Source organism: Roseibium aggregatum IAM 12614, assembly GCF_000168975.1.
GTDB classification, from domain to species: Bacteria; Pseudomonadota; Alphaproteobacteria; order Rhizobiales; family Stappiaceae; genus Roseibium; species Roseibium aggregatum.
Genome location: NZ_AAUW01000008.1, coordinates 23,568 through 48,238 on the forward strand (window position 1 = coordinate 23,568; position 24,671 = coordinate 48,238).

22 protein-coding genes are annotated in these 24,671 nt (G+C 60.0%); 9 read left to right on the plus strand and 13 right to left on the minus strand.

Features of this window, described 5'->3' with window-relative positions:
* Positions 1 to 196: 196 nt before the first annotated feature.
* The gene (locus SIAM614_RS12125) at positions 197 to 1,354 is read right to left on the minus strand and encodes a WD40/YVTN/BNR-like repeat-containing protein (protein WP_006934812.1); all 1,158 of its coding nucleotides are present in this window, start codon (positions 1,352 to 1,354) and stop codon (positions 197 to 199) included.
* A gap of 235 nt (positions 1,355 to 1,589) precedes the next feature.
* Here SIAM614_RS12125 and SIAM614_RS12130 point away from each other — a divergent pair, with 235 nt between their 5' ends.
* The 3 genes from SIAM614_RS12130 to hdcA all read left to right on the plus strand — a co-directional run bounded on the left by SIAM614_RS12130 (position 1,590) and on the right by hdcA (position 4,094).
* Positions 1,590 to 2,288 carry a GNAT family N-acetyltransferase gene (locus SIAM614_RS12130; protein ID WP_006934813.1) on the plus strand — a complete coding sequence of 233 codons (699 nt, stop codon included), beginning with the start codon at positions 1,590 to 1,592 and terminating at the stop codon, positions 2,286 to 2,288.
* 40 nt (positions 2,289 to 2,328) lie between these two features.
* Positions 2,329 to 3,051, plus strand: a complete 723-nt coding sequence (locus SIAM614_RS12135; RefSeq protein WP_006934814.1) for a type 1 glutamine amidotransferase — start codon at positions 2,329 to 2,331, stop codon at positions 3,049 to 3,051.
* Positions 3,052 to 3,218: 167 nt separating this feature from the next.
* Complete coding sequence (hdcA, locus tag SIAM614_RS12140; RefSeq protein WP_040440031.1) at positions 3,219 to 4,094, plus strand: histidine decarboxylase, pyruvoyl type; 876 nt, start codon at positions 3,219 to 3,221, stop codon at positions 4,092 to 4,094.
* A gap of 117 nt (positions 4,095 to 4,211) precedes the next feature.
* On the opposite strand, the gene SIAM614_RS12145 is transcribed toward hdcA, so the two are convergent.
* Entirely contained in the window at positions 4,212 to 5,186 is a 975-nt protein-coding gene (locus tag SIAM614_RS12145) for a DUF808 domain-containing protein (RefSeq protein WP_006934818.1), read from the minus strand.
* A gap of 655 nt (positions 5,187 to 5,841) precedes the next feature.
* Between SIAM614_RS12145 and SIAM614_RS12150 the strand changes: the two genes are divergently transcribed.
* The 5 genes from SIAM614_RS12150 to SIAM614_RS12170 all read left to right on the plus strand — a co-directional run bounded on the left by SIAM614_RS12150 (position 5,842) and on the right by SIAM614_RS12170 (position 11,446).
* A complete protein-coding gene (locus tag SIAM614_RS12150) occupies positions 5,842 to 6,570 on the plus strand; it encodes a FadR/GntR family transcriptional regulator (RefSeq protein ID WP_006934820.1) in 729 nt (242 codons plus the stop codon).
* Between the two features lie 97 nt (positions 6,571 to 6,667).
* Positions 6,668 to 7,816: a sugar ABC transporter substrate-binding protein gene (locus SIAM614_RS12155; protein ID WP_006934821.1), complete on the plus strand. Its 1,149-nt coding sequence runs from the start codon at positions 6,668 to 6,670 to the stop codon at positions 7,814 to 7,816.
* A 91-nt stretch (positions 7,817 to 7,907) separates the two neighbouring features.
* Positions 7,908 to 9,431, plus strand: a complete 1,524-nt coding sequence (locus tag SIAM614_RS12160; RefSeq protein WP_006934822.1) for a sugar ABC transporter ATP-binding protein — start codon at positions 7,908 to 7,910, stop codon at positions 9,429 to 9,431.
* Positions 9,428 to 10,489 carry an ABC transporter permease gene (locus SIAM614_RS12165; protein ID WP_006934824.1) on the plus strand — a complete coding sequence of 354 codons (1,062 nt, stop codon included), beginning with the start codon at positions 9,428 to 9,430 and terminating at the stop codon, positions 10,487 to 10,489. Before SIAM614_RS12160 ends, SIAM614_RS12165 begins: the two co-directional genes overlap by 4 nt.
* A 6-nt stretch (positions 10,490 to 10,495) precedes the next feature.
* The gene (locus tag SIAM614_RS12170) at positions 10,496 to 11,446 is read left to right on the plus strand and encodes an ABC transporter permease (protein ID WP_006934826.1); all 951 of its coding nucleotides are present in this window, start codon (positions 10,496 to 10,498) and stop codon (positions 11,444 to 11,446) included.
* A gap of 73 nt (positions 11,447 to 11,519) precedes the next feature.
* On the opposite strand, the gene SIAM614_RS12175 is transcribed toward SIAM614_RS12170, so the two are convergent.
* From SIAM614_RS12175 to SIAM614_RS12200, 6 genes are all read right to left on the minus strand, one after another.
* Complete coding sequence (locus SIAM614_RS12175) at positions 11,520 to 13,202, minus strand: ABC transporter ATP-binding protein (RefSeq protein ID WP_006934834.1); 1,683 nt, start codon at positions 13,200 to 13,202, stop codon at positions 11,520 to 11,522.
* Entirely contained in the window at positions 13,199 to 14,071 is an 873-nt protein-coding gene (locus SIAM614_RS12180) for a metallophosphoesterase family protein (RefSeq protein WP_006934836.1), read from the minus strand. Before SIAM614_RS12180 ends, SIAM614_RS12175 begins: the two co-directional genes overlap by 4 nt.
* A gap of 67 nt (positions 14,072 to 14,138) precedes the next feature.
* Positions 14,139 to 15,686 (minus strand): ABC transporter substrate-binding protein, encoded by a 1,548-nt coding sequence (locus SIAM614_RS12185; protein WP_006934839.1) that lies wholly within the window; start codon positions 15,684 to 15,686, stop codon positions 14,139 to 14,141.
* Positions 15,687 to 15,749: 63 nt separating this feature from the next.
* Complete coding sequence (locus tag SIAM614_RS12190; RefSeq protein WP_006934847.1) at positions 15,750 to 16,652, minus strand: ABC transporter permease; 903 nt, start codon at positions 16,650 to 16,652, stop codon at positions 15,750 to 15,752.
* Positions 16,653 to 16,656: 4 nt separating this feature from the next.
* Entirely contained in the window at positions 16,657 to 17,583 is a 927-nt protein-coding gene (locus SIAM614_RS12195) for an ABC transporter permease (protein WP_040440034.1), read from the minus strand.
* The gene (locus SIAM614_RS12200) at positions 17,577 to 18,389 is read right to left on the minus strand and encodes an HAD-IIA family hydrolase (RefSeq protein WP_040440100.1); all 813 of its coding nucleotides are present in this window, start codon (positions 18,387 to 18,389) and stop codon (positions 17,577 to 17,579) included. Before SIAM614_RS12200 ends, SIAM614_RS12195 begins: the two co-directional genes overlap by 7 nt.
* Before the next feature lie 226 nt (positions 18,390 to 18,615).
* Between SIAM614_RS12200 and SIAM614_RS12205 the strand changes: the two genes are divergently transcribed.
* Complete coding sequence (locus tag SIAM614_RS12205) at positions 18,616 to 19,509, plus strand: LysR family transcriptional regulator (protein ID WP_006934850.1); 894 nt, start codon at positions 18,616 to 18,618, stop codon at positions 19,507 to 19,509.
* Positions 19,510 to 19,521: 12 nt separating this feature from the next.
* Here the strand turns inward: SIAM614_RS12205 and SIAM614_RS12210 are convergent, their stop codons facing one another.
* The 5 genes from SIAM614_RS12210 to SIAM614_RS12230 form a co-directional block, all read right to left on the minus strand.
* A complete protein-coding gene (locus SIAM614_RS12210; protein ID WP_006934852.1) occupies positions 19,522 to 20,184 on the minus strand; it encodes an aspartate/glutamate racemase family protein in 663 nt (220 codons plus the stop codon).
* Positions 20,185 to 20,192: 8 nt separating this feature from the next.
* Positions 20,193 to 21,032 carry an ABC transporter permease gene (locus tag SIAM614_RS12215; RefSeq protein ID WP_006934853.1) on the minus strand — a complete coding sequence of 280 codons (840 nt, stop codon included), beginning with the start codon at positions 21,030 to 21,032 and terminating at the stop codon, positions 20,193 to 20,195.
* A gap of 2 nt (positions 21,033 to 21,034) precedes the next feature.
* Positions 21,035 to 21,964, minus strand: a complete 930-nt coding sequence (locus SIAM614_RS12220; RefSeq protein WP_006934854.1) for an ABC transporter permease — start codon at positions 21,962 to 21,964, stop codon at positions 21,035 to 21,037.
* A gap of 100 nt (positions 21,965 to 22,064) precedes the next feature.
* Entirely contained in the window at positions 22,065 to 23,375 is a 1,311-nt protein-coding gene (locus SIAM614_RS12225; protein ID WP_006934855.1) for an ABC transporter substrate-binding protein, read from the minus strand.
* A 65-nt stretch (positions 23,376 to 23,440) separates the two neighbouring features.
* Positions 23,441 to 24,433 carry an ABC transporter ATP-binding protein gene (locus SIAM614_RS12230; RefSeq protein ID WP_006934856.1) on the minus strand — a complete coding sequence of 331 codons (993 nt, stop codon included), beginning with the start codon at positions 24,431 to 24,433 and terminating at the stop codon, positions 23,441 to 23,443.
* Positions 24,434 to 24,671 lie beyond the last annotated feature (238 nt).

The following is a 24,671-nucleotide window of genomic DNA, read 5'->3' on the forward strand; positions in this document are numbered from 1 at the left end:
TAATGACTGTATACAGATGAGGGGGCTGATTGTCATCAGTCATTCGCACAAAGTGCGTCGACCTGCGGGGGCTTGCGCAAGACTGGCGATAGACGCACCGCAGTATGCCCGCGAACACTGGAGGCTCCGGGGAAGGCTAGTGTTTTTCGCGCGTCATGCCGCCCTTTGGAACAAAGCGCCATGAAGATCCGATTGGTCAGCCGCGGTCGAGCACTTCCACTGCCAGAACCGTTGGCAGGTGGCGGGCGATTTCCTGCCAGGTTTCGCCTTCGTCCAGACTGGCGAAAACCGAGCCGGAGTTTGTGCCGAAGTAAAGCCCGGCAGGGTCCCGTCTGTCGCCACCCATCGCCTGACGCAGAACCGTGAAGAAGCAGGCTTCCTGAGGCAGGCCGCTGCGTTTGTCCCGCCAGGTTCTGCCGCCGTCTTCTGATTTCCAGACGGCTGCTGCCGCGCCTGGCGGAAACCGGCCTTCGGTGTCGCCATTCAGCGGCAATGTCCAGAGCGTGTCCGGATCACGCGGGTGAACCCGGATCGGAAAGCCGAAAGTGGAGGGAAGGCCGTCGGTGATATTGTCCCAGTTGAGCCCGCCGTCTGCGGAGCGCCAGACGCCGTGGTGGTTCTGCTGATAGAGCAGGTCGCCGGTGCCTGGCGCGCGCATCATGTTGTGAACGCAATGGCCCGTTTCGCCGTCACGTGGGGAGGCGGGGTGGTCGTGTCCTTCACAGGCGGCGGCGTTGGACAACCGGTTGCGCCGCTCCCAGGTGACGCCGCCGTCCTCGCTTGCAAAAACGCCCGCGGCGGAAATGCCGATCCAGAGTTTGTTCGCATTGTCCGGATCGGAAACGATCGTGTGCAGCACCAGGCCGGCTGCACCCGGGTTCCAGCTGTCTGCGGACGGGTGATTGGCAAGGCCTTCCAGATGCGTGAAGCTTTTGCCGCCATCGCGGCTGGCGAGAAACCGTGCCGGTTTGGTGCCGGCGTAGAGCGTGCCGTGAGCATAGCCAAGCGACCAGACCTGCGAGAAGTCTTCACCGAAAGGCAGCTCCTGCGGCGTCCAGTTGAGAAACTTGGCCGTTTCAGGATCGTTGGCTGCCCAATCGTCGATCGTGCCCTTGGTCAGCCGGGTGACTTCCCAGGTCTTGCCGCCGTCGACCGAGCGCCAGACGCCGGCACCGGACCATTCGCCGCCGCCACCGGCCCAGATCGTGCCGCTGTCCGCGTCGCCGACCACATGATTGATCGGCCATCCATCGCAGAACGGACCACTCACGGTCCAGCCTTCCCGGTTATCTCCACCGTCCAGCAGAAATGCACCCTTGGTGGTCCCGACAAGTATAGTCACACCCGAAGTCATGGCTTGCCTCCTCGAAAGAGACGCTGAGATTAACACGAGTTCGGTTGGGAGTAGATGGGGTCCTTTGCTCCTATTGCGAGTGGTTGGGGCTGGATCTGCCAGTCTCAAAGGCAACTGGTTCTCTCGCTCTCGTATAACTGGATCTTTTCGCAATACCAGTGACGCGCTAGACAGATGGAACCTGCCGGTAGCAAACTACCGGTCCCTGCAAGTCGTGCCTTTTCCGGAGTTGACCATGCCTGAAGACCTGAGCCGCTGGACAGCGCGTCCCCGGCCGGAGCACACGCCGATAGACGGCCGTTACGTTACCCTCGAGCCGCTTGATCCGGAGCGTCACACGTCTGGTCTTTTCGAGGCTTCCAACGTGCCGGACGGAGATGAGAAATTCCGGTGGCTGCCTGAATATCCCCCCGAGACGGAAGAAAGCTTTCGTCCCTGGGTGGAAACGGCAGCGGCCAGCAAGGACCCGCTTTTCTTTGCCGTCATTGACAGGGACACCGGCAAGGTCGCGGGCCGTCAGACGCTCATGCGGATCGATGCGGCCAATGGCGTCATCGAAATCGGCAATATCTATTGGGGACCGCTGATGTCGCGCCGGCGCGGAGCAACGGAAGCGCTTTACCTGTTCATGAAATATGTCTTCGACGATCTCGGCTATCGCCGTTTCGAATGGAAGTGCAACAACGAGAATCTGCCGTCCAAACAAGCCGCCCTGCGGTTCGGTTTCACTGAGGAGGGCGTCTTCCGGCAACACCTCGTCGTCAAGGGGCTCAATCGCGACACCGCATGGTTGTCGGTCATCGACAAGGAATGGCCGGCGTTGAAAAAGGGCTACGAGGCCTGGCTGGCGCCGGAGAATTTCGGGCCGTCCGGAGAGCAGAAACGCAAGCTCGGCGAGTGTCTTGCGCAAGCGGCGGCAAGCCGTCAATCATGAGTGCACGGCGTTCGCCGGATTCGCTTCACGAGACCTTTCGATGACTTCCAGACATATCGGCATCTTGCAGCCCGGACACGCTCCAGACGAACTGGCGGAGAAGCTGGGCGACTACGACACCTGTTTTCGGCAGTTGCTGGCAGACCGAGGGTTTTCCTTCACGACCTTTGATGTCGAGGCAGGCGAGTTTCCGGAGGGGCCGAACGTGGCGGAGGCCTGGCTGATAACCGGGTCCCGCCACGGGGCCTATGAAGACCATGGCTGGCTTGCACCGCTGGAAGATCTCATCCGTGCCATTCACCAGAGTGAACGTCCGCTCATCGGTGTGTGTTTCGGGCATCAGATCATCGCACAGGCCCTTGGCGGTCGGGTAGAGCGGTCAGAAAAAGGGTTCACTGCCGGGCCGCAAACCTATCGGGGGTTCGGCCACGAAACGCTGGTGCTCAACGCGTGGCATCAGGACCAGGTGACCATGGCCCCGAAAGGGTTTGAAGTGGTTGCGCGAAGTGAAGGCTGCCCGATAGCCGGGCTGCATCTGCCCGGCCGCATCCTGACCTGCCAGCCGCATCCGGAAATCAGTCCGGATTATCTTGGCGGAATCCTTGACCTGCGTGGATACGTGCTGAACGATACGCAGCGCGCTGACCTGCCGAAACGGATCGATACCATGCCGCTTGATACGGGCAAGGCAGCTGATCTCTTCGCAAGGTTTCTGAAAGGCGAGGAGCTCGGCGCACTGATGGTGGATGCCGTTGAAGCTTGAGCGTCATCGCAGGAAGGCGGAGCCGGTCACGATGCAATGAAGCGCATAAGTAGAAACTGCATTTCGATTAAAACATTAAATTGAATTCCCCCGGCTTGCGGGTGTTAAATGAAGGTGCGGATCGGCATTCGCGCGTCATTGCAGACACAGGCATTTTGAGGGGCATCATGCGCAAGACCATTTCCACTGTCGACCGGACCGCCATCAGCGGATATCCGACCTATTGTGATGGTTATGCCCGGCCGGGCAATCTCGGTAACGGCTATGTTTCGGTGGTAAAGGTGGCCACGGGAACGGTCGAGAAAACGGACGATTTTCTTCTGGACGGTATTGTCGCCTACGACAGGGCAGAGGCGAACGACGCCTATATCGGCCAGATCAACATGGAAACAGCGTCTTCCTTCTGCGGCATCGCCGGCAATGTCTGGGGCTATGATCTTGCCTACAACAGCGCGCTCGACAAGCTGAAGCCCATGTTCAGCGCAAAGCAATATGACGGGTCTGACTTGCCGGTCTACGACGCCGGTCCGCTGATCGATGCCGGCATCGCGTTGTTCGGAACGGAACCGCACCGGCGTTTTCCACCAGCCCCCGGCGCGCATGTGATCTGCGCCAACAAGAGCACCACAAATTTACGCCCGCGAGACCGGAAGCCGGATCCCGACAAGGGCGAGGCCTATGGGGTCTGGTGCTACATCGCTCTGTCGATTACGCGTGACCGCTACAACTCGGCGGATCTGTTTATCGAGGATGCGGGCACCTGGACGAAGAGCGACAATGAAGCCGAGCTGAAAGCGTTTCTGGAGGAGCATCAGAAATCCGTTGCGTGGAGCATCGTTGCCTGCGGCAAGGACCAGTCCGTGCTCTATGACCGGACCTTCATGGCCTACGCCTATGTGATCATGAAGCCCGGGTTCGTCGGCACGGCGCTCACTGTCGCGCCCTATATCACGCTGGCCCAGCGGGCGGTTCCGGCCCCGGGTTTCAACGCGCTTTACGACCTGACCTTGAGCGACTGGGAGCATGCTGTCGGTCTTGCCTGAGCCGGGTCTGTCGACTGGTCAGAGGCTCAAGAGTTTTGTCCGAGAATGAAAAAGGCAATCGGCCGTCTCCGTCCGATTGCCTGACTTGTCTCGACCGAAATGGAAGTGTTGGCAGTATCAGTGGCTCTTTGCTGCGGATTTGCCTCTGACGAGCCGCCAGAGCGGCACGATCACCTTGGTGGTGATCGGGATCAGCACCATGCCGAAAGCGAGTCCGAAGATACCGTCCAGGGTCGCGGTGACTGCCCAGGTGACGAAGCCTTGAGTGACCTGGACTGCGTGAGCAACATTGTGGGCGATGTCATGGATTGTGTCGTAGATCACGCCGAAGCCCAGAACATCCATGCCATGAAGTACGATGGAACCGCCGACCCAAAGCATGGCAGCGGTGCCAACAATCATCAGCAGCTTCATGAAGCCGGGCATGGCTTTGACGATGGCGCGCCCGACGGCGCGGGTCGCGGACAGGCGGCCATAGCGCGTCAGCATCAGGCCGAAATCGTCCGCCTTCACCAGCAACGCGACCGAGCCATAGACGACGGTGGTAATGCCGATGGCGACCAGTGCCAGCGCCGCGGCTTCCAGCCAGATGGTGCTCTCCGGAATCTCCGAGAGCGCGATCGTCATGATTTCAGCGGACAGGATGAAATCTGTCTTGATGGCGCCTGACACCTTCTGCTCTTCCAGGTGCAGGGGATCGGGGACGAAACCTTCCGGTTCGTCCACGTCGTGATGGTGCGGCTTGAAGATGTGATAGATTTTTTCTGCGCCCTCGAAGCACAGATAGGCGCCCCCCAGCATCAAGAGGGGCGTGATAACGCCGGGCAGAAATTCGTTCAGGACAAGACCGGCGGGCAGCAGGAACAGCAGTTTGTTCTTGATCGAGCCTTTCGCGATGCGCCAGACAATCGGAATTTCGCGCGCGGGCGAAAACCCGGCGACATATTTCGGAGTGACAGCTGCGTCATCGATCACGGCCCCTGCCGCCTTCGCACCAGCCTTGGCCGCCTGGCCGATCACGTCATCCGCGGACGCTGCTGCAATCTTTGCAATCGCGGCAACGTCATCGAGAAGGGCAAGCAATCCGCTCATGGCAGCTCCAGGTCAGTGTCCGTCCGGAGAGGAACCTTACATGGTTTTGTGGCCGGTGCTGCCAGCTTTCGTTTTTTCCACAATACTGATGAGAAAGGGCGCCGCGTGGACCAGGAAGTGCGGCGCCATAGCCCCGAGATCGGCCTTCAGCGGAGAAAGCGGTGAGATGGCTATACGGGGTGCGGGCAGCGCCAGGAGCGCTGGTCTCAGGCATGACGCCTGCCTTGTCCTCGCGCGCGTTCTTGAGAAACCTGACCGGTCTTCACTGGCGCATTCCGCTTGGCGTTGCCGTTCGTCGAGAGTGGGGACGAGTGCCGCGGCTGCAGGGCTTCCGTTGAACTGATCGCGAGCTGTCAGGCGCCGTCGCAAAGAGGTCAACACTGTTGAGTTTGTTGCTGCCGAATTCTCATCGAAACCCGCTTCCCTGGTATGACAAATAGGGGGAATAGGCGCCAATTCAGCGCAACTTGCTTTTGTTGAAGGCGAAAATTAGTAATATTATCAATCAGCAAGACGCTGAATAAAATGGAGAAAATTGAAAGAATTATTAAAGTGACGTTACGGCGTTGACACTGGTTAATTCTCTCAGTAGGTATTTCTTGGTCCAACAAATAGATTGCATTGGTCGGTCGGACGACGCACTCAGGAACAGGTGATGGAAGTGGAAACGGGTGGATCCTTGATGCGGTCGGGTCAGGCGGGTGAATCCGCGGTAGATGCTGTCGTGCAGCAGATCCGCGACCTGATCGCGAGTTCCAGGTTGAAGGTGGGCGATAGCCTTCCGACCGAGCGGGAACTCTGCGCCCAGTTCAACGCCAGCCGGAACACCGTGCGCGAGGCGATGCGTATCCTGAAGGCCTACGGGCTTGTGGATGTGCGCCCGAAAATCGGTGCCACCATCATCGACAACCGCATGTCACGCGCCTTCGAACTGTTCTCCTTCAACACGATGGAGCTCTCCCGCAAGTCCTTCAGCGACGTGCAGGCGCTGCGCGGTCTCCTGGAGGTCGGCTCGGCCGAAATACTGGTCGACAAGGTCAACCGGAGCGATCTGAACGAGCTCAACGATATCAATGCGGAACTGGCGGCCAACCACGACCTGAACGAGGCTTCCGAGATCGACTACGCCTTTCACGTTCGCCTGGTGTCGATCCTGGACAACGCAGCCATTCTGGATGTCTACGCGGTCATGAAGCCGGTGATCCTGCGGATCATGCAGAAGGGCAAGACCCGCAGAACCTTCATGACCGAAACCTTCAGCGAGCATCAGGGTGTGATCGATGCGCTCGCGGCCCGCGACAGGCTGGCCTTTCAGTACCGGTTGCGCACGCATCTGATGTTCGGCGCGCGCCACTTCAGTCAGGAGATGGAAGCAACGGCCTGACAGGCTGGCCGGTGGAGCAGAAGACAACAAGCGGTGGCTGGGGGCGTCGACCAGCCAAGAGGAGCCGCGACTTGACGCAAGTACGGGAGGAAGTGCGATGAATAAGAAGTTGAAATTGACGACTGCGCTGACGATGGCACTGCCGGCGTTTGTTCTGTCCACGGCCATGGCTCTTGCGGGCCCAGCCGAAGTGTCCGGACCCGGTGTGAACCCTGAGTGTTTCGCGCCCTGGTCAGCAGACACCAAATTCTTCAAATGGGATGCAAAACCTGGTCCGTACCGGATTGCCGTCGTCAACGGCTTCGTCGGTAATACCTGGCGCATTCAGATGATCAAGACCGCAAAGGCCTTTGCCGAGGATCCGTCGCTGAAGGAGAAGATCTCGGAGTTCAAGGTCGTCTCGACAGGCACGGACGCGCCGGCCCAGTTGGGTGCCATTGAGGATTTTATCAACCAGGGTTATGACGCGATTGTCACCATTGCCGTGTCGCCCGATGGTTTTGACCGGGTCATTCGCCTGGCCGACAAGAACAACGTCGTCATCGTTCCGTTCGACAACGTGCTCGACACCGACAAGGTCATGCAGGTCAATGAGGACCAGCTCAAGATGGGCCGCATGTGGGCGGAGTTTACCGTCAACGAACTGAAGAAAAAGGGTGTGACTTCCGGCAAGATACTCGAGGTGCGCGGGCTGCCGGGCAACTCCGTGGATCGTGACCGCTCCATCGGCATCAACGAGGTTCTGGATGCTTCGGGCGGAGACTGGGAAGTGGTGCAGGTCGTCGGTAACTGGGATGATGGCACCACCCAGAAAGTGGTTGCCGATGCGATTGCCGTTCATGGCGAGTTTGTCGCCGTTGTCGGGCAGGGCGGTTCCAACGGCGTCGTCCAGGCGCTGAAGGATGCCAATCACCCGTGGGTTCCGGTGGCCGGGGAATCGGAAAATGGTTTCCGCAAGGCGATTGCCGAATATTCCGACGACGGACTGAAGGGCATTTCCATCGGCCAGTCACCGGGTCTCGTCGCCATTGCAATGAAGGCGGCGGTCTCCGCGCTGGAAGGCAATGTCATGCCGCAGCTCATCTCCGTTCCGCTGCCGGTCGCGACATACGACCAGCTGGAAGACGGCAAGAACTACTGGTCGGACCTTCCGGACAACTTCTTCACCGTCAACGAGTTCCCGCCCTGCGGCGTCAACATTTCCGGTCCGGAAATCATGTCGCAAACCGAAGAAGACGTGAAGTAACCCGCAAGAGCCAACAGAACCGGTCCCGGGCACGCCCCGGGACCGGTCCGAAAACCATGGACCGGGCTCAAAGCAGGGTGAGCGCACGCGCATGACTGAAGCGATTGTTGAATATCGGGGCGTTTCCAAATACTTCGCCGGGATCCGTGCCCTGGAAGGGGTCGATTTCAAGTGCCGGCCCGGTTCCGTGCATGCGATCCTGGGCGAAAACGGCGCCGGCAAATCCACACTCATCAAGATCATGGCCGGCGTGCTGCAACCCGATGCCGGCACGCTTCTGATGGAAGGCAAAGAGGTTTCCTTTGCCGGGCCGCAGGCCGCGGTCAATGCCGGGATCGTCTGCATGTTCCAGGAACTGTCGCTCATTCCGGATCTGTCGGTCGCGGACAATATTTCCATTTCCAGCCCGCCGCGTCGTTTCGGACTGATCGACCGGCGGGCGCAGGTCAGCCGCGCCGAAGAACTGCTTGCCCGCGTGCGCTGCGAGGATGTCGATCCGAACGCGCTGGTGCGCGAATTGTCCCTGTCCCGACGGCAGATGGTCGAGATCGCCAAGGCGCTCGGGCGGAACCCCAAGGTGCTTATTCTCGATGAGGCGACATCGGCCCTGACGGCACGGGATGTGCGCACCGTTTACGGTCTTCTGGGCGAGTTGAAGGACGCCGGGGTTGCGAGCCTCTTCATTTCCCACCGGATGCATGAAGTCGAGGCGTTGTGCGACACGCTCTCGGTGTTTCGAAACGGCCGGCACATCGAAACCTTCCAGAAGGGAGAGAAGTCCGAACGGGAGATCGTGCGCCTGATGATCGGCCGGGATGTCGACGCTCAGTTTCCGCCGAAACCGGACCGGACAGGGGAGGCGTCAACAACCGAGCCGATCCTGGAGGTGACAGGACTGAAGTGGGGGAACCGGCTGAACGGCATAGATCTTTCCCTGAGGCGCGGCGAAATCGTCGGGCTTGGCGGACTGGACGGGCAAGGTCAGAAGGAACTGCTGCTGGCTCTTTTCGGTGTGCTGAAGGATGTCGAGGGCGATGTGCTCATCGGCGGGCAAAAGGGATTGCCATCCTCGCCGGCCACGGCAAAAAACGCTGCAACCCGCATGGCTCTGGTTCCCGAAGACCGCAAGACGGAGGGGCTCATGCTGGACATGTCGATTGCCGACAATCTGCTTGTCTCCAGCTTCGGGAAGATTTCCAGGGGTCCGTTCATCGATCCGGGCAGGGCGGCGGCCGAGATCCGCAAAGGCATCGCGAAACTGCAGATCAAGATCGGCTCCGCCGATGACCCGGTCATGACACTGTCAGGCGGCAACCAGCAGAAGGTGGTGCTTGCCAAGTGGCTGATGATCGATCCCGACATCATCCTGCTGAATGATCCGACCCGGGGCATCGATGTCGGCACCAAGCAGGAGATCTACCGGCTCATGCGCGAGCTTGCGAATGAGGGCAAGGCCATACTGTTTTATTCTTCCGACTATGCGGAACTGATCGGCTGTTGCGACCGGGTCTCCGTTCTGTACGGCGGCCAGGTCGTCAGCGAGCAGTCAGGCGACGGGATAACCGAGGAAAGCCTTGTCGCAGCCTCTCTCAACATCGGCGTAGAGGCAGCATGAAACAGAGTTCGACACGGTCCTCAGACCTGAAGCGCTGGTTGTCTCAGAATACCGGATTTGCCGCCGCGCTGTTGCTGTTTGCGATCCTTTTCCTGACCTACAACGTACTGCATCCGCGCGGTTTCTCCTCGGCGGTTGCCATTCAGAACGCCAATGAGACAGTCGCCATCGCCTTTGTTGCCATGGCCCAGACCCTGCCTGTGCTCATCGGTGGGCTGGATCTTTCCGTCGGTGCCGTGATGACACTGACCAATTGCGTTGCCTCGGAGCTGTTGACGGGGTCGCCGCTGCAAATTCTTCTGGGCGCGGTCCTGACGTTGCTCACCGGAACGCTGTTCGGTTTCATGAATGGCTGCATCGTCGTCTACGGACGCATTCAGCCGATCATCGCCACCCTGGCAACAGGAGCGGTCGCCATCGGACTGGCCCTGCTGATCCGGCCGAAGCCGGGCGGCAATGTCGATGATGATCTGAGCTGGGCGCTGACCAACTCCGTCTGGGATCTTGCCGATACCTATGGCTTTGCGGATGGGGGAGAGGCCTGGTGGCTGCGGCCCTTTGCCGACATCCCGGTGCCCTTCCTTCTGGTCGTTGTTGTGGCGGTCATCGTGTGGGTGCCATTCCGCCGCTCTGTCACGGGACGAACCGTTTATGCCATCGGCTCTGCGGAAGGCGCGGCCTATATGTCCGGACTGCCCATCCAGCGTGCTAAGATCACCGCCTTCACACTTGCCGGATTTCTGGCAGCCTGCGGCGGCCTCTACCTTGCCATCCAGACCTCATCTGGCAATGCGGATGTGCAGCAGGCGGGCGCCTATACGCTGAACTCCATCGCAGCGGTGGTGCTTGGTGGCACATCGCTGCTTGGCGGAACCGGCGGGGCCATTGCCAGCCTTGTCGGCGCGATGATCCTCAGGGTCATCTCCTTCTACTTCCGCATCCTCGATATAGACCCGCTGTTGCAGCCCTTGATCGAGGGGCTCGTATTGCTGACGGCCGTTTCCTTCGGGGCGTTCCGCACGCTACGGGTCAAAAACCAGCTCGACTTGTTCAGGTAGCCAGGCATGCAGATTTCCCTTTCCAAAGAAAACCGGCCGATTGTCGTTGCCTCCCTGTTCGTGGGCGTCATCCTGATTGCCGGGACCGCCTACACGCTGTCGACAACAGGCACGGCTCCGCTGCTATCGGTCAACTATCTGCTGCAGCAGCTCCAGACGGGTTCCTTCTTGGGGATCTGCGCGGCCGGAATGATGATGGTCATACTGCTGGGCCATATCGACCTGTCCATTCCCTGGACATTGACCGCAGCTGCCATGACGGCGACTGCAGTTGGCGGAGACCTCGCCATTCCGACTGCCCTCGGCGTCGGTGTTTGTGTCGGTCTCCTCAACGGTATCGGTGTCGCCTGGCTGCGCATCCCCTCGATGATCTTCACCCTTGGTGTCGACACCGTGCTGCGTGGATTGATGGTTGCCCAGACGGGTGGGTTCGCACCTCAAGACAGGGCGACGCCGGTCATGCTGTTTCTTGCCAAGGACAGGATCTTCGGCATTCCAGCCGCCATTCTCGTCTGGGCGGCGGTTTCAATCGTGATTGCTACGCTGCTGACCCGGACAGGCTTCGGCAAGTCACTGTATGCCACCGGCTCACGGGAGGGGGCGGCCTATCTCTCAGGGATACGCACACGTTGGGTCATCATCGGAGCCTTTGTCATATCCGGTGTCTGCGCCGCGATCGCCGGTGTGCTTCTGACCGGTTATTCCGCCAAGGCCTACCAGGGCATGGGCAACGCGTTCCTGCTGCCGGCGATTGCCGCGGTCGTTCTCGGCGGTACGCATATTCTGGGCGGCAAGGGCCGATATGTCGGCACGCTTGTGGGTGTCATTCTGATCGTGCTTCTCAATTCCGTTCTGTCGATCATGCAGATGCCGGAAGCAGGCCGGCAGATCATATATGGTGCGGTGATCATCGGCATGCTGTTGGTCTATGGCCGCAATCAACGCGTCACGTCCTGAAGATGGCTTGCGTCGCCCTTTCGGGTTTTTACGGGAACGGTTTCCGGCAGTAACGCTTTCCTACTGGGCCGCCTCAGGCGAGAGCTGCCAGCGAAGCGAGTTCCCTTGGAAGCGGGACTGAGGGATGAGAAGACATGCCTCTTTTCTTCGGTACCGGGCTCGGGACAGCGGACAGGAGGCGGCGCGTATAGGGGTGTTCCGGGTTCTTCAGAATTCGGTCTGTCGGTCCGGTTTCGACAATCTCGCCCTTATACATCACCGCAATGCGGTGACTGACCCGCTCGACCACGCCGATATCATGTGAGATGAACAGGAACGACAGGCCCTCCGTGCGCTGCAGTTCCAGCATGAGATCGGTGATCTGCCGGGCAATGGACACATCCAGCGCGGAAACCGCTTCGTCCGCGATGATGAGCTTCGGCTCCACCGACAGGGCACGGGCGATGCACAGGCGTTGGCGCTGTCCGCCGGAGAACTGGTGCGCAAAACGATTGATGGCGTCGCGCTCAAGCCCGACCCTTTCAACCAGATCTGCAGCGAGCTCCTTCTGGTTCTTGCGTGAGACCATGCCGTGGATCCGGGCCGGTTCCGTGATCAGCTCATGAACCGGAAGCCGCGGGTTGAGGCTCGCATAGGGGTCCTGAAACACCATTTGCATGTCTTTTCGTGTTTCCCGGAGCGCCTGTTTGGAGGAGCTATTCAGGACCTTGCCGTCAAGCCACACCGACCCGCTTTCAGGCTCGATCAGATGCAGGATGGAGCGCGCCAGGGTCGACTTGCCGCAACCGGATTCGCCTACCAGGCCGAGCGTCTCACCATGGGCCACCTTAAGGGAAACGCTGTTCACAGCCAGAACGCCATCGGACTTTCTGGAAAACAGGCGGGATTTACCGGCAAAGCGAGTCGACAGACAAGCCACTTCCAGCACGGTGCCGGTTCCGGCTTGCCGGGTACTGCTGCCGGACCCGGGTTTGGGTGTCGCTGCCATCAGTGCCTTGGTGTAGGCAGCCTTCGGCCGTTCGAAGAGATCGTGAACGCTCGCTTCTTCCATCATTTCGCCGTTGCGCAGGACGACCACCCGGTCGGCAATTTCAGCAACAACGCCCATGTCGTGGGTGATGAACAGAACACCCATGCCGATCTCGGCCTGAAGGTTCCTGATCAGTGTCAGGATCTCCGCCTGGGTGGTGACGTCTAGTGCCGTTGTCGGTTCGTCGCAGATCAGCAGTTTGGGCCGGCAGGCGAGGGCCATCGCGATCATCACCCGCTGACGCAGACCGCCGGAAAGTTCATGCGGATACTGGTGGAGCCGCCGCGCCGGTTCCGGAATGCGCACCTGATCGAGGGCTTCCTGCGCGGCTTGCATGGCCTTGCGCCTGTCGAATTTCCGGTGGCGCATGAAGACCTCGCCAACCTGGTCGCCGATTTTCAGAACCGGATTGAGAGAGGTCATCGGTTCCTGAAACACCATGGAAATGGCATTGCCGCGCAGCGCGGTCAGTTGCGCATCCGTCAGGCTTCGCAGATCGTGGGAGCTGGTACCATCGTTCAGGACGATGCGGCCCCCGCCAATCGTTCCACCTTCGCGTTCGATCAGCCGCAGGATCGATAGCGCCGTGGCCGATTTGCCGGAACCGGACTCCCCGACCAGCGCAAGTGTTTCCCGCGCATGAATGGCAAAGGAAATCCCCTTGACCGCTTCATGGGCACCGAAAGAAATCTTGAGGTCCTGAACGTCCAGTACCGGCTTGGTCATTTGAGGTCTCCGCGGCGTCTTGCTGCAAATTCCGGGTGCTGGTTGAAATCCGGCAGCGGCGGTGTCCAGCGGTCGGCATGCGGTTTGAAGGAGTGGGCAATCGGATCGAGCCCCTGCACCTGCCAGGAAACGGTTTCGCCGAGTTCGATCAGCCCGAAGGCACCGGCGGGTTCGCCCTTGGTGGTGAAGCTTTCGGTGAGCGACTGCTGTGTCAGGTGGGTAATGCCGTCCACCGTGGTGATTGTGTTCCAGTGAACGTGGCCAGACAGGCAGACCACCGGATGCCGGGATTGCGCCAGTGCCGCGCGGGCGCGCTCGGCCATCGGGTAGGTCGATGCCGACGGATTGCGCTCGAAATAGTAATTGCCGATCTGGCCATGACCTGACACCGGCACGTGGCTGAGGACCAACAGCGGCCTGTCCGTGTTCTGTGCAACCCGTGACAGCCACAAGAGATCGGCTTCGTGCAGGATGAAACCGGAATGGTCCGGCGTGCGATGGATCTTGCTGTCCGCGCGCCACAGGGCAATTCTCCAGTCGCCCGCATCGATGGTCGTGTGGGCGAGCGACTGACCGAGGATTTCCTCGTTGTCTGAAACGTCCAGGTGATCGCGGTCGTGATTGCCGTTGATGTGGTAGATCGGAGCGTTGATTGCCTTGAAGGCCTCAGCGACCTCGCGCTCCAGCCGAAGGTCCGTGTCCCGGTCTATATCGGAAATACGGTCGCCCAGATCGACGACGAAGTCGGGGGCGGCATCATTGGCGAAACGGGCAAACTCGGCCATCAGGTCGAGGGCGGTGTCACCGCGTTTGGTTGCGGAAGGTTTGCCGTGGTGGATGTCGGCGACGACTGCAATACGTACGGACACGTTGAATTTCCTGAATTGATCGGAGGTTCGGGAAGGCGCCGCCGGCGAACCGGCGACGCTTCTTTGCTTAGTTGAAGGAGATGGACCCGGCGCGGAAGTCGAGCACGTAGGGGATGTGACCCGGCTTCGGTGCCCAGTTGACGTTGGTCTTCATCGCCCAGCTTTCATAAGGACGATACAGCGGCAGCACCGGCGGATCCTGCTTGATGCGTTCCATCAGCTCGGCATAGGCCGCGCGGCGCAGCTCGACATCACCGGAATAGCGGAACTGCTCCCAGCTCTTGGCGTAGTCTTCGTCGGTGTTGAACCGACCTTCGGATTCAGACGGACCGTTCGGAGCCCACATGACGCCGAAGCTGCCGAACGGGTCGGCGAAATACATCGGGTTGGACCAGTTGCGGGTCATCATGTCCGGAGAGTTGCCGCTCCATTTGTCCTGGACGTTGACCTTGCCGTTGATGCCGACTTCGGCCCACATTTCCATGATCGCCTGGGCAGCCAGAAGACCGTTCGTGTAGTAACCCGGAGCGGTGTCATAGGTGAGCTCGAAGCCGTCGTAGCCTGCTTCCTTGAGGAGCTCGCGGGCTTTTTCCGGATTGTATTCGAAGGTGGTCAGCTCCGGCTGGTAAAGTTCTCCGAATTCCTCAAGCGTATGCGTCGAGGGTACCACCGCCTTGCCGCCCCACAGGGCCTCGTTGAGCGTGTCGCGGTCGATAGCAAGCGACAGGGCCTGGCGGATGCGGGCGTCCTTCAACTTCGGATGGTTCACGTTCATGATCATCACGTGGAAGAGCGCGGTGGCGCTGCCGGCGGCCTTCATGTCCGGATCGTTCTCGATGAGCTGGAGCTGGTCCGGTGCGATGTTCGTGACAATGTCGGCTTCACCGGTTTTCAGCGCCGTAATGCGCGACGCGGTTTCCGGCATGTGCCTGACCGTGACCTTGTCGAGCGGTGCCTTTTCACCCCAGAAATCGTCGAAACGTTCCCAGACAACCGTTTCGCCCGGAACGAATTCGGAAACCTTGTAGGGACCTGTGCCGACAGGCTTCAGGGAAAAGGCTTCAAAGTCGTCATGCTCCAGCTTGTCCGGGTCGCCGGCAAGGCCCTTGGTGTAGTCTTCCGGAATGATCATGACCTGCTGCAGGTTCAGCAGCGTTTCCCAGAGCGGCTCCGGACGTTTTGCATGGATGCGGACGGTAAGGTCGTCGACCTTCTCAGCCTTCTCGAAGTTCTCAAGACGGTCGCGGGCTCGCACCTGATAAGGCGGGAAATCGGCCTGATACATCCGGTTCAGCGAGAACACCACGTCGTCGGCGGTCATGTCGGCGCCATTGTGGAACTTCACGCCTTCACGCAGTTTCAGTTCCATGATCGTCGGTTCGATCAGTTTCCACTCTGTCGCAAGGCCCGGCTGCCATTCAGTGTCGGTGGTGTCGTGGTTCTTGGCGATCAAGGTATCGAAGGCGTTGTAGTAGAACTGCGAACCGACATTCGAATGGTCGCGGCCCGGGTCAAGGTAGCTGGACACGTTGGCGGCACCAACGGTGATTTCGGTTGCGAAGGCGCTTGTCGCCATAAGCGATGCAAGAGCGGTGGTTGCCAGTAGTTTGGTCATATCGAGCCTCCAAGGCTGCTAGGGTGGAGCGTTGGCCGTTCCGGCTTCTGTGGTTGGGTTCGGTCAGCGGGACCTGAGACGGACATCCGCCTTGTCGCGCAGCCAGTCGCCGAGGATCTGGACTGCGAATGTGAGGAGCAGGATCACCATCGCCGGGGCGAGGACGATCCACGGGGCCGTCGGTAGATAGTCCCGGCCGATACCGACCATGGATCCGAGCGTTGCCGTTGGCGGTTGAACGCCGAGACCGAGGAAAGACAGCGTCGATTCCAGAATGACGATGTTGGAAAAGTTCAGCGTGAACTGGACGACGATCGGCGAGACGACATTGGGTAGGATGTGCCGCACTGCGATCCGGGCCGGAGTTGCGCCGGCTGCTCGTGCCGCTTCGACGAAGGGCATCTGGATCAGTTTCTTCACTTCGCCGCGCACGATCCGTGTGTATTGCTCCCAGCCGTAGACGCCGAGCACCAGGATCATCACGTCCAGAGACGATCCCATGGCGGCCAGGATGAGAAGGGCGATCAGGGTGAAGGGAATGGCGATCTGAGCATCGACCAGACCCATGACGATCTCTTCGAACATACCGCCGATGATGCCGGCCATCAGCCCCAGTGTGCCGCCGATCAGAAGACCGATGACGGCGCCCGCCAGCGCTAGCGCGAAGGTCAGTCGGAGGCCGTAGATGCAGCGGGAGAAGATGTCCCGGCCGAGCTCGTCCGTGCCGAAGTAGAAGCCGTCCTTGTAGCGGTCGAAGCCAATCGGCGGCCGCAGCCTCGAAATAAGGCTCTGTGCATTCGGGTCGAAAGGGGCAAGCCATGGGGCGGTGAGCGCGGTCACGACCAGGATCAGCCCGATCAGCAGCGCGATCCGGACGATCCAGTTCGCATCCGACCAGATCGGAATGCGGAATGTCTTTGTTGCAGTATTACGGGGCGAAGACAGGTGATGCGTTGCGTCGGTCATGCGCTTATCCCTTGGCAAGACGGATGCGCGGATCCGCGAAGGCGTAGGCGATGTCGACCGCTGCGTTGATCGCGATGACCGCAACAGCGACGGACAGGACACCGAACTGGAGGACGGGGTAGTCGCGCAGGATGGCGGACCGGACGAGAAGATCGCCGATGCCGGGCCAGGCAAAGATCGATTCCACGACAACGCTGCCCGCCGCCGCTAGGCTGGCAATCTGCAGGCCGACCACGGAAAGCAGCGTGATCGAAGCGTTGCGCAATCCGTGCTTCAGGATGACGATCCACTCCGGCAGGCCTTTGGCACGAGCTGTGCGCATGTAGTCCTGGCTGAGCACGTCCAGCATGGCGTTGCGGGTAAAGCGGGTGATTGCGGCGACCAGCGTGCCGGAAATGGCGAGCGTCGGCATGATGAAATGCAGCGCCGTTCCATCGCCAATGACGGGCAGCCAGTTGAGCGTATAGGCAAAGATCAGCACCAGCAGGATGCCGATGATGAAGGACGGCACGGCATATCCGAGAAAGGCGATCACCATCACAACGCTGCCGATGATGCTGGTGCGGTAGATGGCGGCCAGAATGCCCAGAGGAATGGAAACAATGAGCGTGAAGCAGACGGCGCTGAGCAGCAGTTTCAGGGACGGCCACGCCCGTTCGAGGACGATTTCCGAAACCGGTCGTCTTTCCAGGAAGGACAGTCCGAACTCGCCCGAAAACACTGAGCTGAGATAGCGCCAGTATTGGGTGCCGATGGATGAATCCAGACCGTAGTAAGCGATCAAGAGAGCCCGGTCTTCCTTGGTGATGCCTTCGCCGAGAACGAAATCGACCGGATTTCCGGAAAGCCTGGTGGCGAAGAAGACCAGCGTCACGATGAGGAACAGGGTGATCGCCATCCGCAAAAGGGTTCGAAGGACGTAGGTCAGCATGCGCTCGCCTCCAAGTTGGCAGGTTGCGCCGGTCCTGTGGTGTCCGTCACGGCGTTCGCGTTTGCCATCAGGGAAGGCGGTGCGACGAGGTGAATGAAATCCAGGCCGGCGAGAGCGGCCGCGGCCCCGTCGGTGGTGGCGTTGTCACCCACAAAGGCAGCGTCGCTTGCTCCAACACCTGCGGCAGTGAGGGCAGCGTCGATGAGGAACGGTTGAGGTTTGCCAATGACACGGGCCGAAATGCTGGGGGCACAAGCTTTAAAGGCAGCCAGCAGCGACCCGGTTTCCGGAACGGGGAGACCATCCGCGTTCGGGTGGGAAAGATCGGGATTGGTCACCACCAGCTCGGCGCCTTGCTCCAGCAGCCGCAACGCCTTTTCCAGTCCATTGAGTGTGAAGCGGGTGTCTCGGGCCAGAAGGACGGTGTCAGCCCGCGCATCTGCATGCTCAAGACCAAGGTCGGTTGCAAGTTGGTGAAGCGGTTGCTCGGCAATGACGTGGACGCGCGCACCCGGCTGTTCGGCGGCGATCATGCGCACGGTCAATTCGCCGGCGAGAAAGATGCTTTCCTGCGGCAGAGGCAGGCCGATTGCAGTCAGCTTCCGGGAAAGGGTGACGCTTGTATCGGCCGAGTTGTTGGAGACGATCGACAGTCTTTTACCAGCGGCCCGGACAAATTCTTTCGCCCCCGGCAAGGCGCACCCGGCTGCAATCAGGCAACCATCCAGATCGCACAGGATTGCGGCATAGTCATCAATTTCTGCGGCGCCAAGCCATTGGATCGTTGTTGTTTTGCGAGCCCGCATTGCGAAATCCATATCTGTCCGTTTGCCTGCCGGTCCTGCCGCCAGCCATTGAAGAGCCGCCGAAAACTCGGGCGGTTTGTTCTGATCAGGGAAGGCCGTGCTCCGTTGCTCCGGCCCGCTGAAGCCGCCATCAAATTGTCTTCACTCTGTGACGCTGCCGTAACAGAGCAAACCTATGGTTTGAGGCGATGAAACCTTTGGCTTTGCTATTCGGAGAAAACTCGGAATGACCCTTTCCCTGTCGCGCATTCGGGCCGTCAATGCGGTCGCGTCCGGTGGCTCCTATGCTGCCGCGGCAAGGGCCCTGAAGATTTCGCAGCCGGCAGTCGCGCGGCATGTGAAAGACCTGGAAGCGGAATTCGGCGTGCGCCTGTTCGACCGGAAGAACGGCATCTTGTCGCCAACGCCGCTTTGCAACGAACTCTGCGATGTTGCTGAACGCATGGCGGAAGCCGAACGCGCGGCGACCCGGCTTCTGACCCGGCACAACACCTTGCTGAACGGTCGATTGAAAATCGGGCTGGGAAATTCCATGCCGGGCATGGCGCTGATCGCCCAGTTCCTCAAGCGCCATCCGGGCATCGAGATCGCGGTGGAAACGGGTTCACATGAACGCATCACGCGGGCAGTGCTGACGCGAGATGTTGATATCGGCGTTCTGCCGGATGTGCCGGCCGACGGAAGGTTCCGGCGTGCCTTGCTTGCAAGGCAGAACGTCGTCGCCATTGTCCATCCGGACAGCCCGCTTTCGCGGGAGACTGCCGTGACCTGCGAACGGCTGATGGCCGAACCCCTGATCTTCCGCACAAAGGGATCCTCCACCCAGCGCGTGGTCGACAAGGCCTTTCGCTCCGCCGGGTTCGAGCCGTCGCCGCTTTTGACACTGGACACCCGCGACGCGGTCTATGAAGCGGTGGTCAACGGTCTCGGGGTAGGGTTCATGTGGCGGTTCGGCACAGGGCGTACGGACGTCGTGCACCGTGTTGCTGTCTCTGACATGCAGCGTCAATACGAGGAAGTGGTGTTCTCACTCGGTGACGAGCGCAGCATGCTGTTCGACGTTTTCTTTTCCGCTGTCGACAGCTTCCGGACGGAAGCGGACGCGCTTCTGGATCACTAGAAGGCCAGTAGTTTATCCTGCGATTGCTTCGGTGAGCCGCACCGCGGACGCCACACCATCGATGACTGGCACCTTGAACCGAGCTGTAAGGTCCGCTGCCAGATCGGCCATGCCTGCGCAGCCGAGCGCAATCGCGCCAATACCGTCTTGCCGGAGGGCCGTTTCGATTTCCGCCTCGATCTTGCGGCGGGCATCGCTCTCAGGGTTCTCCAGCTCGAGAACCGGCACATCCGAAGCCCGCACTCTGGCACAGCGGGCCGCAAGACCGGTACGTTGCAGATTGTCTTCCAGCACGGGCACGGAGACGGAAAGGGTGGTGACTACGGAAAACCTTTCAGCCGCGACGGACGCGACGTGGTAGGCAGCCTCGCCGATGCCGACCACAGGCACGCGCGCTTTTGCCTTCAGCTCCCACAGGCCGGTGTCGTCGAAGCAAGCGATAATGACGCCGCTGATGCTCGGATCGGACTTGAGGGATTTTTCAAAGAGATCGAACAGACCGGGCAGGGCGGCCTCGCCGTCGGCGGGCCCCTGGATGGCTGCCGGTCCCTCCAGTGGATTGATGGCCGTAATCCGGCTGAAGGAACCGGCTGCGGCGCGAGCAGCCGCCGCGATCTTCTGCGTCATTGAAGCCGTGGAATTCGGGTTGATGACGAGGATATGTGTGTCGCGCATGTAAGGCCTTAGACCATGCCCTTGCCGGCGTCCGAACCGTGTCGGGACCTGCGTTTGTTCAAGATCACCACAATGGCCAGGAACAGACCGATGATGCCGAAGGAAAAGGCGGTTGTCAGAGTGCCGAGGGCAAAGATCACAGGCGTCGTGACGTTTGTGGTCATGCCGTATATTTCCAGAGGCAGGGTGTTGTAGCTGCCGGCAGTCAGAAGCGTTCGGGCAAACTCGTCATAGGACAGGGTGAAGCCGAAAAGGGCGACCCCGATCAACATGGGCGCGATAATCGGCAGCACGACATACCGAACGGTCTGCCAGGCGTTCGCGCCCTGGTCGCGTGCAGCTTCCTCGTAGGATTTGTCGAAGCGGTTGAACACCGCGAACATGATCAGAAGGCCGAACGGCAAGGTCCAGGTGAGCTGTGCGCCGAAGCCCGAGGTCGACCAGTGCACGGCGAGGCCGGATTGCGAGAAGATCAGCCCGACGCCGAGCGAAACCAGGATCGACGGGATCACCAGCGAGGTGATGATCAGATAGAAGATCGCCCCGGAGCCCGGAAACCGCTTACGGAAGGCGAGGCCGCCCATGACGGAGACAACGACCGTTGTCACCATGACCATGAGGCCGAGCGTGAGCGAGCGCGAAAAGCTTCCCCAGATATCACCGACGGCCTGTTGCTCGAAAAGATCGCGGAACCAGTGCAGCGAGACACCGCGCATCGGAAAGGTCAGTCCGCCTTGTGGCCCCTGAAAACTCAGGATCGCGATGGTGATTGTCGGACCATAGAGAAACACCAGGAACAGGGCGAAGAATGTGGCGAGCACGTAGAAGGAGCGGGACCGTTTTTCCATGATCAAAGCTCCTTCCGGATGTCGACATAGCGCAGCAGGATCGAGATCACCAGAAGCACCGTGATGAGCAGAATGACCGCCGTTGCCGCGGCAGAGGGGTATTGCAGAAGCGCGATGTCGTTGGAGATCAGCCTGCCGACATTGGCTTTCTGGCTGCCGGACATGAAGCGCACGGTGATAAAGTCGCCCATCACCAGTGTGACCACGAAGATGGAACCGATCATGATGCCGGGCTTCGTCAGCGGGATGATGACGTTGGTGAGCGTCTGCAGTCCACTCGCGCCATTATCATAGGCCGCTTCGATCAGCGAGCGGTCGATCCGCATCATGGTGTTGAAGATCGGAACCACCATGAACAGCGTGTAGAGGTGGACGAAAGCCAGGATCACCGAAAAGTCGGAAAAGAGCAGCCATTCCAGAGGCTCGTCGATGACCCCCATCGAGATCAGGGTGGAATTGGCGATGCCGTTGCGGCCCAGGAACGGGATCCAGGAAATCATGCGGATGATGTTGGACGTCCAGAACGGGATCGTGCACAGCAGAAACAGAATGATCTGCCAGGTGAGCGTGCGCACGTGAAAGGCAAGGAAATAGGCAACGGTGAACCCGATCACCAGCGTGATCGCCCAGGTGATCAGCGCGTATTTCACGGTGTTGAAGAACACCTGATAGGTCACCGGAGACGTGAGAAGGAATTCGTAATTGTCGAACTGGAAGGCCGGGTAGATCGAGAATTCCGTCGCCCCCCAGAAACTCACCACGACGATCATGGCAATCGGCAGAACCAGAAAGAAGAACAGTACCAGCGCCAGGGGCAGCGACAACAGCCAGCCGGTCACGGCATCGGGCAGGCGGCTGAGGCTGAAGGGCGACTTTGCGCGGGCTTTCGCAGCCGGGGCCACGCTGGAAATGGACTGTGTCTGATCCGTCATGAAGGTCGGGTCCGGTAAATAGAGAAGGACGATGTCTTGATCGCCGGAATATTGAGGTGCCCGGAGAAGGTTCCCCGGGCTCCCGTGTTCCGGTTCAGCCTCAGGCGGCGATGAACTCGTTCCATTTGCGAACCATGTACTGGTTCTCGTCCATGACAGCGTTCCAGCAGGCAACTGCACCCATGCGCTCGTAGAAAGAGCCGCCGTCGCGGGTTTCGCCGGCTTTCGCCAGAACATCGCCGAACGGGTTGGTGATGTCGCCGGTGGCTTCCTTGCCCTCGAACCAGTAGCCCCACTCGTTCTCGTCCATGTGGTTCTTGGAGGTTTCCGGCACGGCCGAGTAATAACCCTGGCGCATCAGGAAGCCGCCAACCCAGCCGTCGAGATACCAGTTGATGTATTCGTAGGCAGCGTCCAGTTCGAGGCCGGTCAGGCTCTTGGAAAGACCAATGCCACCGCCCCACGACCGGTAGCCTTCTTTCAGCGGCTGGTAGACGCACTCGATGCCACGGGACTTCACGGCGGTGATCGCCGGAGACCACATGGACTGGATCACCACTTCACCGGACGCCATCAGGTTGACGCTTTCATCGAAGGTTTTCCAGAAGGCACGGAACTGGCCGTTCTTCTTGGCTTCGGTGAAGATCGCCATGGTCTTGTCGATCTCTTCGCGGGTCATGTTGCCCTTGTCGCCATACTGGATCTCGCCCATGGCTTCGCAGACCATGGCCGCATCCATGATGCCGATGGACGAAATGTCGAGGATCGATGCCTTGCCCTTGAATTCCGGGTTCAGCAGCTCGGTCCAGCTTTCGATCGGGCGGCCGATCAGGTCCGGGCGGATGCCGAGCGTGTCGGCGTTGTAGATGGTCGGTATAAGCGTCATCCAGCCGGTTTCTTCGGTGGCAAATGCCTTGCCGTCCGGACCGTCGACGAAGCCGACCGTGTGCGGAGCGGTGCCCTGGGCAATCACGGATTCCGGCGTCAGCTTTCCGCTTTTGAAGATGCCGACGATCTTGTCGTAATTCTTGATCTTGGACGTATCCATTGCCTGCAGGTTGCCGGTCGGCCAGACCTTCTTGCAGATCCAGTATTCGATGTCGGCAATGTCGAAGCTGTCTGGCTGGGTGGCGGCACGCTGGGTGACAGCGTCACTGTCCAGAGCGGTCATTTCCAGGGTGAAGCCGAGATCTTCCTTCACCTTCTGCGCCACTTCGTTAAGGTTGGACACGCCGGTGCCGAACTGGCGCAGGGTCACGTCCTTGATGTTCTGCGCCCAGATGGTCGGGAAGCCGGTGATGGCTCCGGAACCCAGGGCTGCACCTGCAGCGGCAGCGCCGCCTTTCAGGATGCTGCGGCGGCTGACACCTTTTTTGGTCATCTGTTCAGTTTTTCCCACTGTATCTGTCATATTCTTACTCCTGTTCCCCTCTGGAGTTTGATCGGCCTCGGGAGAAGGCCTGCGATTGGCAGCCTTCAGGCCGCCAGTTGGTGCGCGTCTTCCGGCTTCCAGGTCAGGAAGACGGTTGCGCCGATCTCGATCGGATCCTGGAAGAAGACTTCGTCGGTGAGTGCGGCCGTCAGGTCGCCTGCGCCACCGGCATCAAGCGCCAGGTTGACGGTAGAACCGAGGTATTCGACATCCTTGACGAAGGCGGTCAGCAAGGCTCCGTCATCGCCCGCGGCTTTCTTCACTTTCAGCCGGTCTGCCCGCAGCGCGACTGACGCACCTTTCTGCTGCAGAACGTTGTGACCGCCGATGAAGCGGGCGACAAATTCTGTGGTGGGCGCGTTGAACACGTCGCGGGGGCTACCTGCCTGCTCGATCCTGCCGCCGTTCATGACGATGATATCGTCGGCAAGCGCGAGAGCTTCGTCCTGGCTGTGGGTGACGTGAATGAAGGAAATGCCGAGCTCACGCTGAAGCTTCTTCAACTCGAGCCGCATCTTGATGCGCAGGAAGGGATCAAGCGCCGACAGCGGTTCGTCGAGCAGGAGCACGGAAGGTTCGGTGATCAACGCACGGGCCAGGGCGACGCGCTGCTGTTGACCGCCAGAAAGCTGCGCAGGCAGACGTTCCGCATAGGCTGCCATATCCACCAGCTCAAGCAACTGACGGGCCTTCTTGAGCCGCACCGGTTTTTCGACGCCTTTCATCTTCTGGGAGAAGGCGACGTTATCGACCACGGACAAATGCGGAAACAGCGCGTAGTTCTGGAACATCATCGCCGTGCCGCGCCGGGCGGGCGGGAGGTCGGTGATGTTTGTGCCGCCCAGCACGATATCGCCCGTCGAGACGCTTTCATGCCCTGCAATCATCCGTAAGGTAGAGGACTTGCCGCAACCGGACGGGCCGAGCAGGCAGGAGTAGGTGCCGGCGGCGAATTTGTGATTGATCGCGTCGACCGCGATGGTCTCGCCGTAGATCTTGGTGGTGGCTGCCAGTTCAAGGTCCAGGGACTTCGCCATGACCGGACGTCTCCTTCAGAAAACCGTTTTCGGGTCCTGAAACAGCAAGTGCCGTGCCAATGCGAAAAATCAGCAGAAACTCTTGGATTTTGAGCAATCACCGCGGAGGTGAGCCAGGATTTTCCGTCGAAAGTGCACAATATTTCGGCAAATTAAATACGATGTGAATAAAAATTGTATACGATCTCTGATTGCCGGTCAGGGTGCCGGGGAGTAGGATCAGGTCACCGCTCAACCC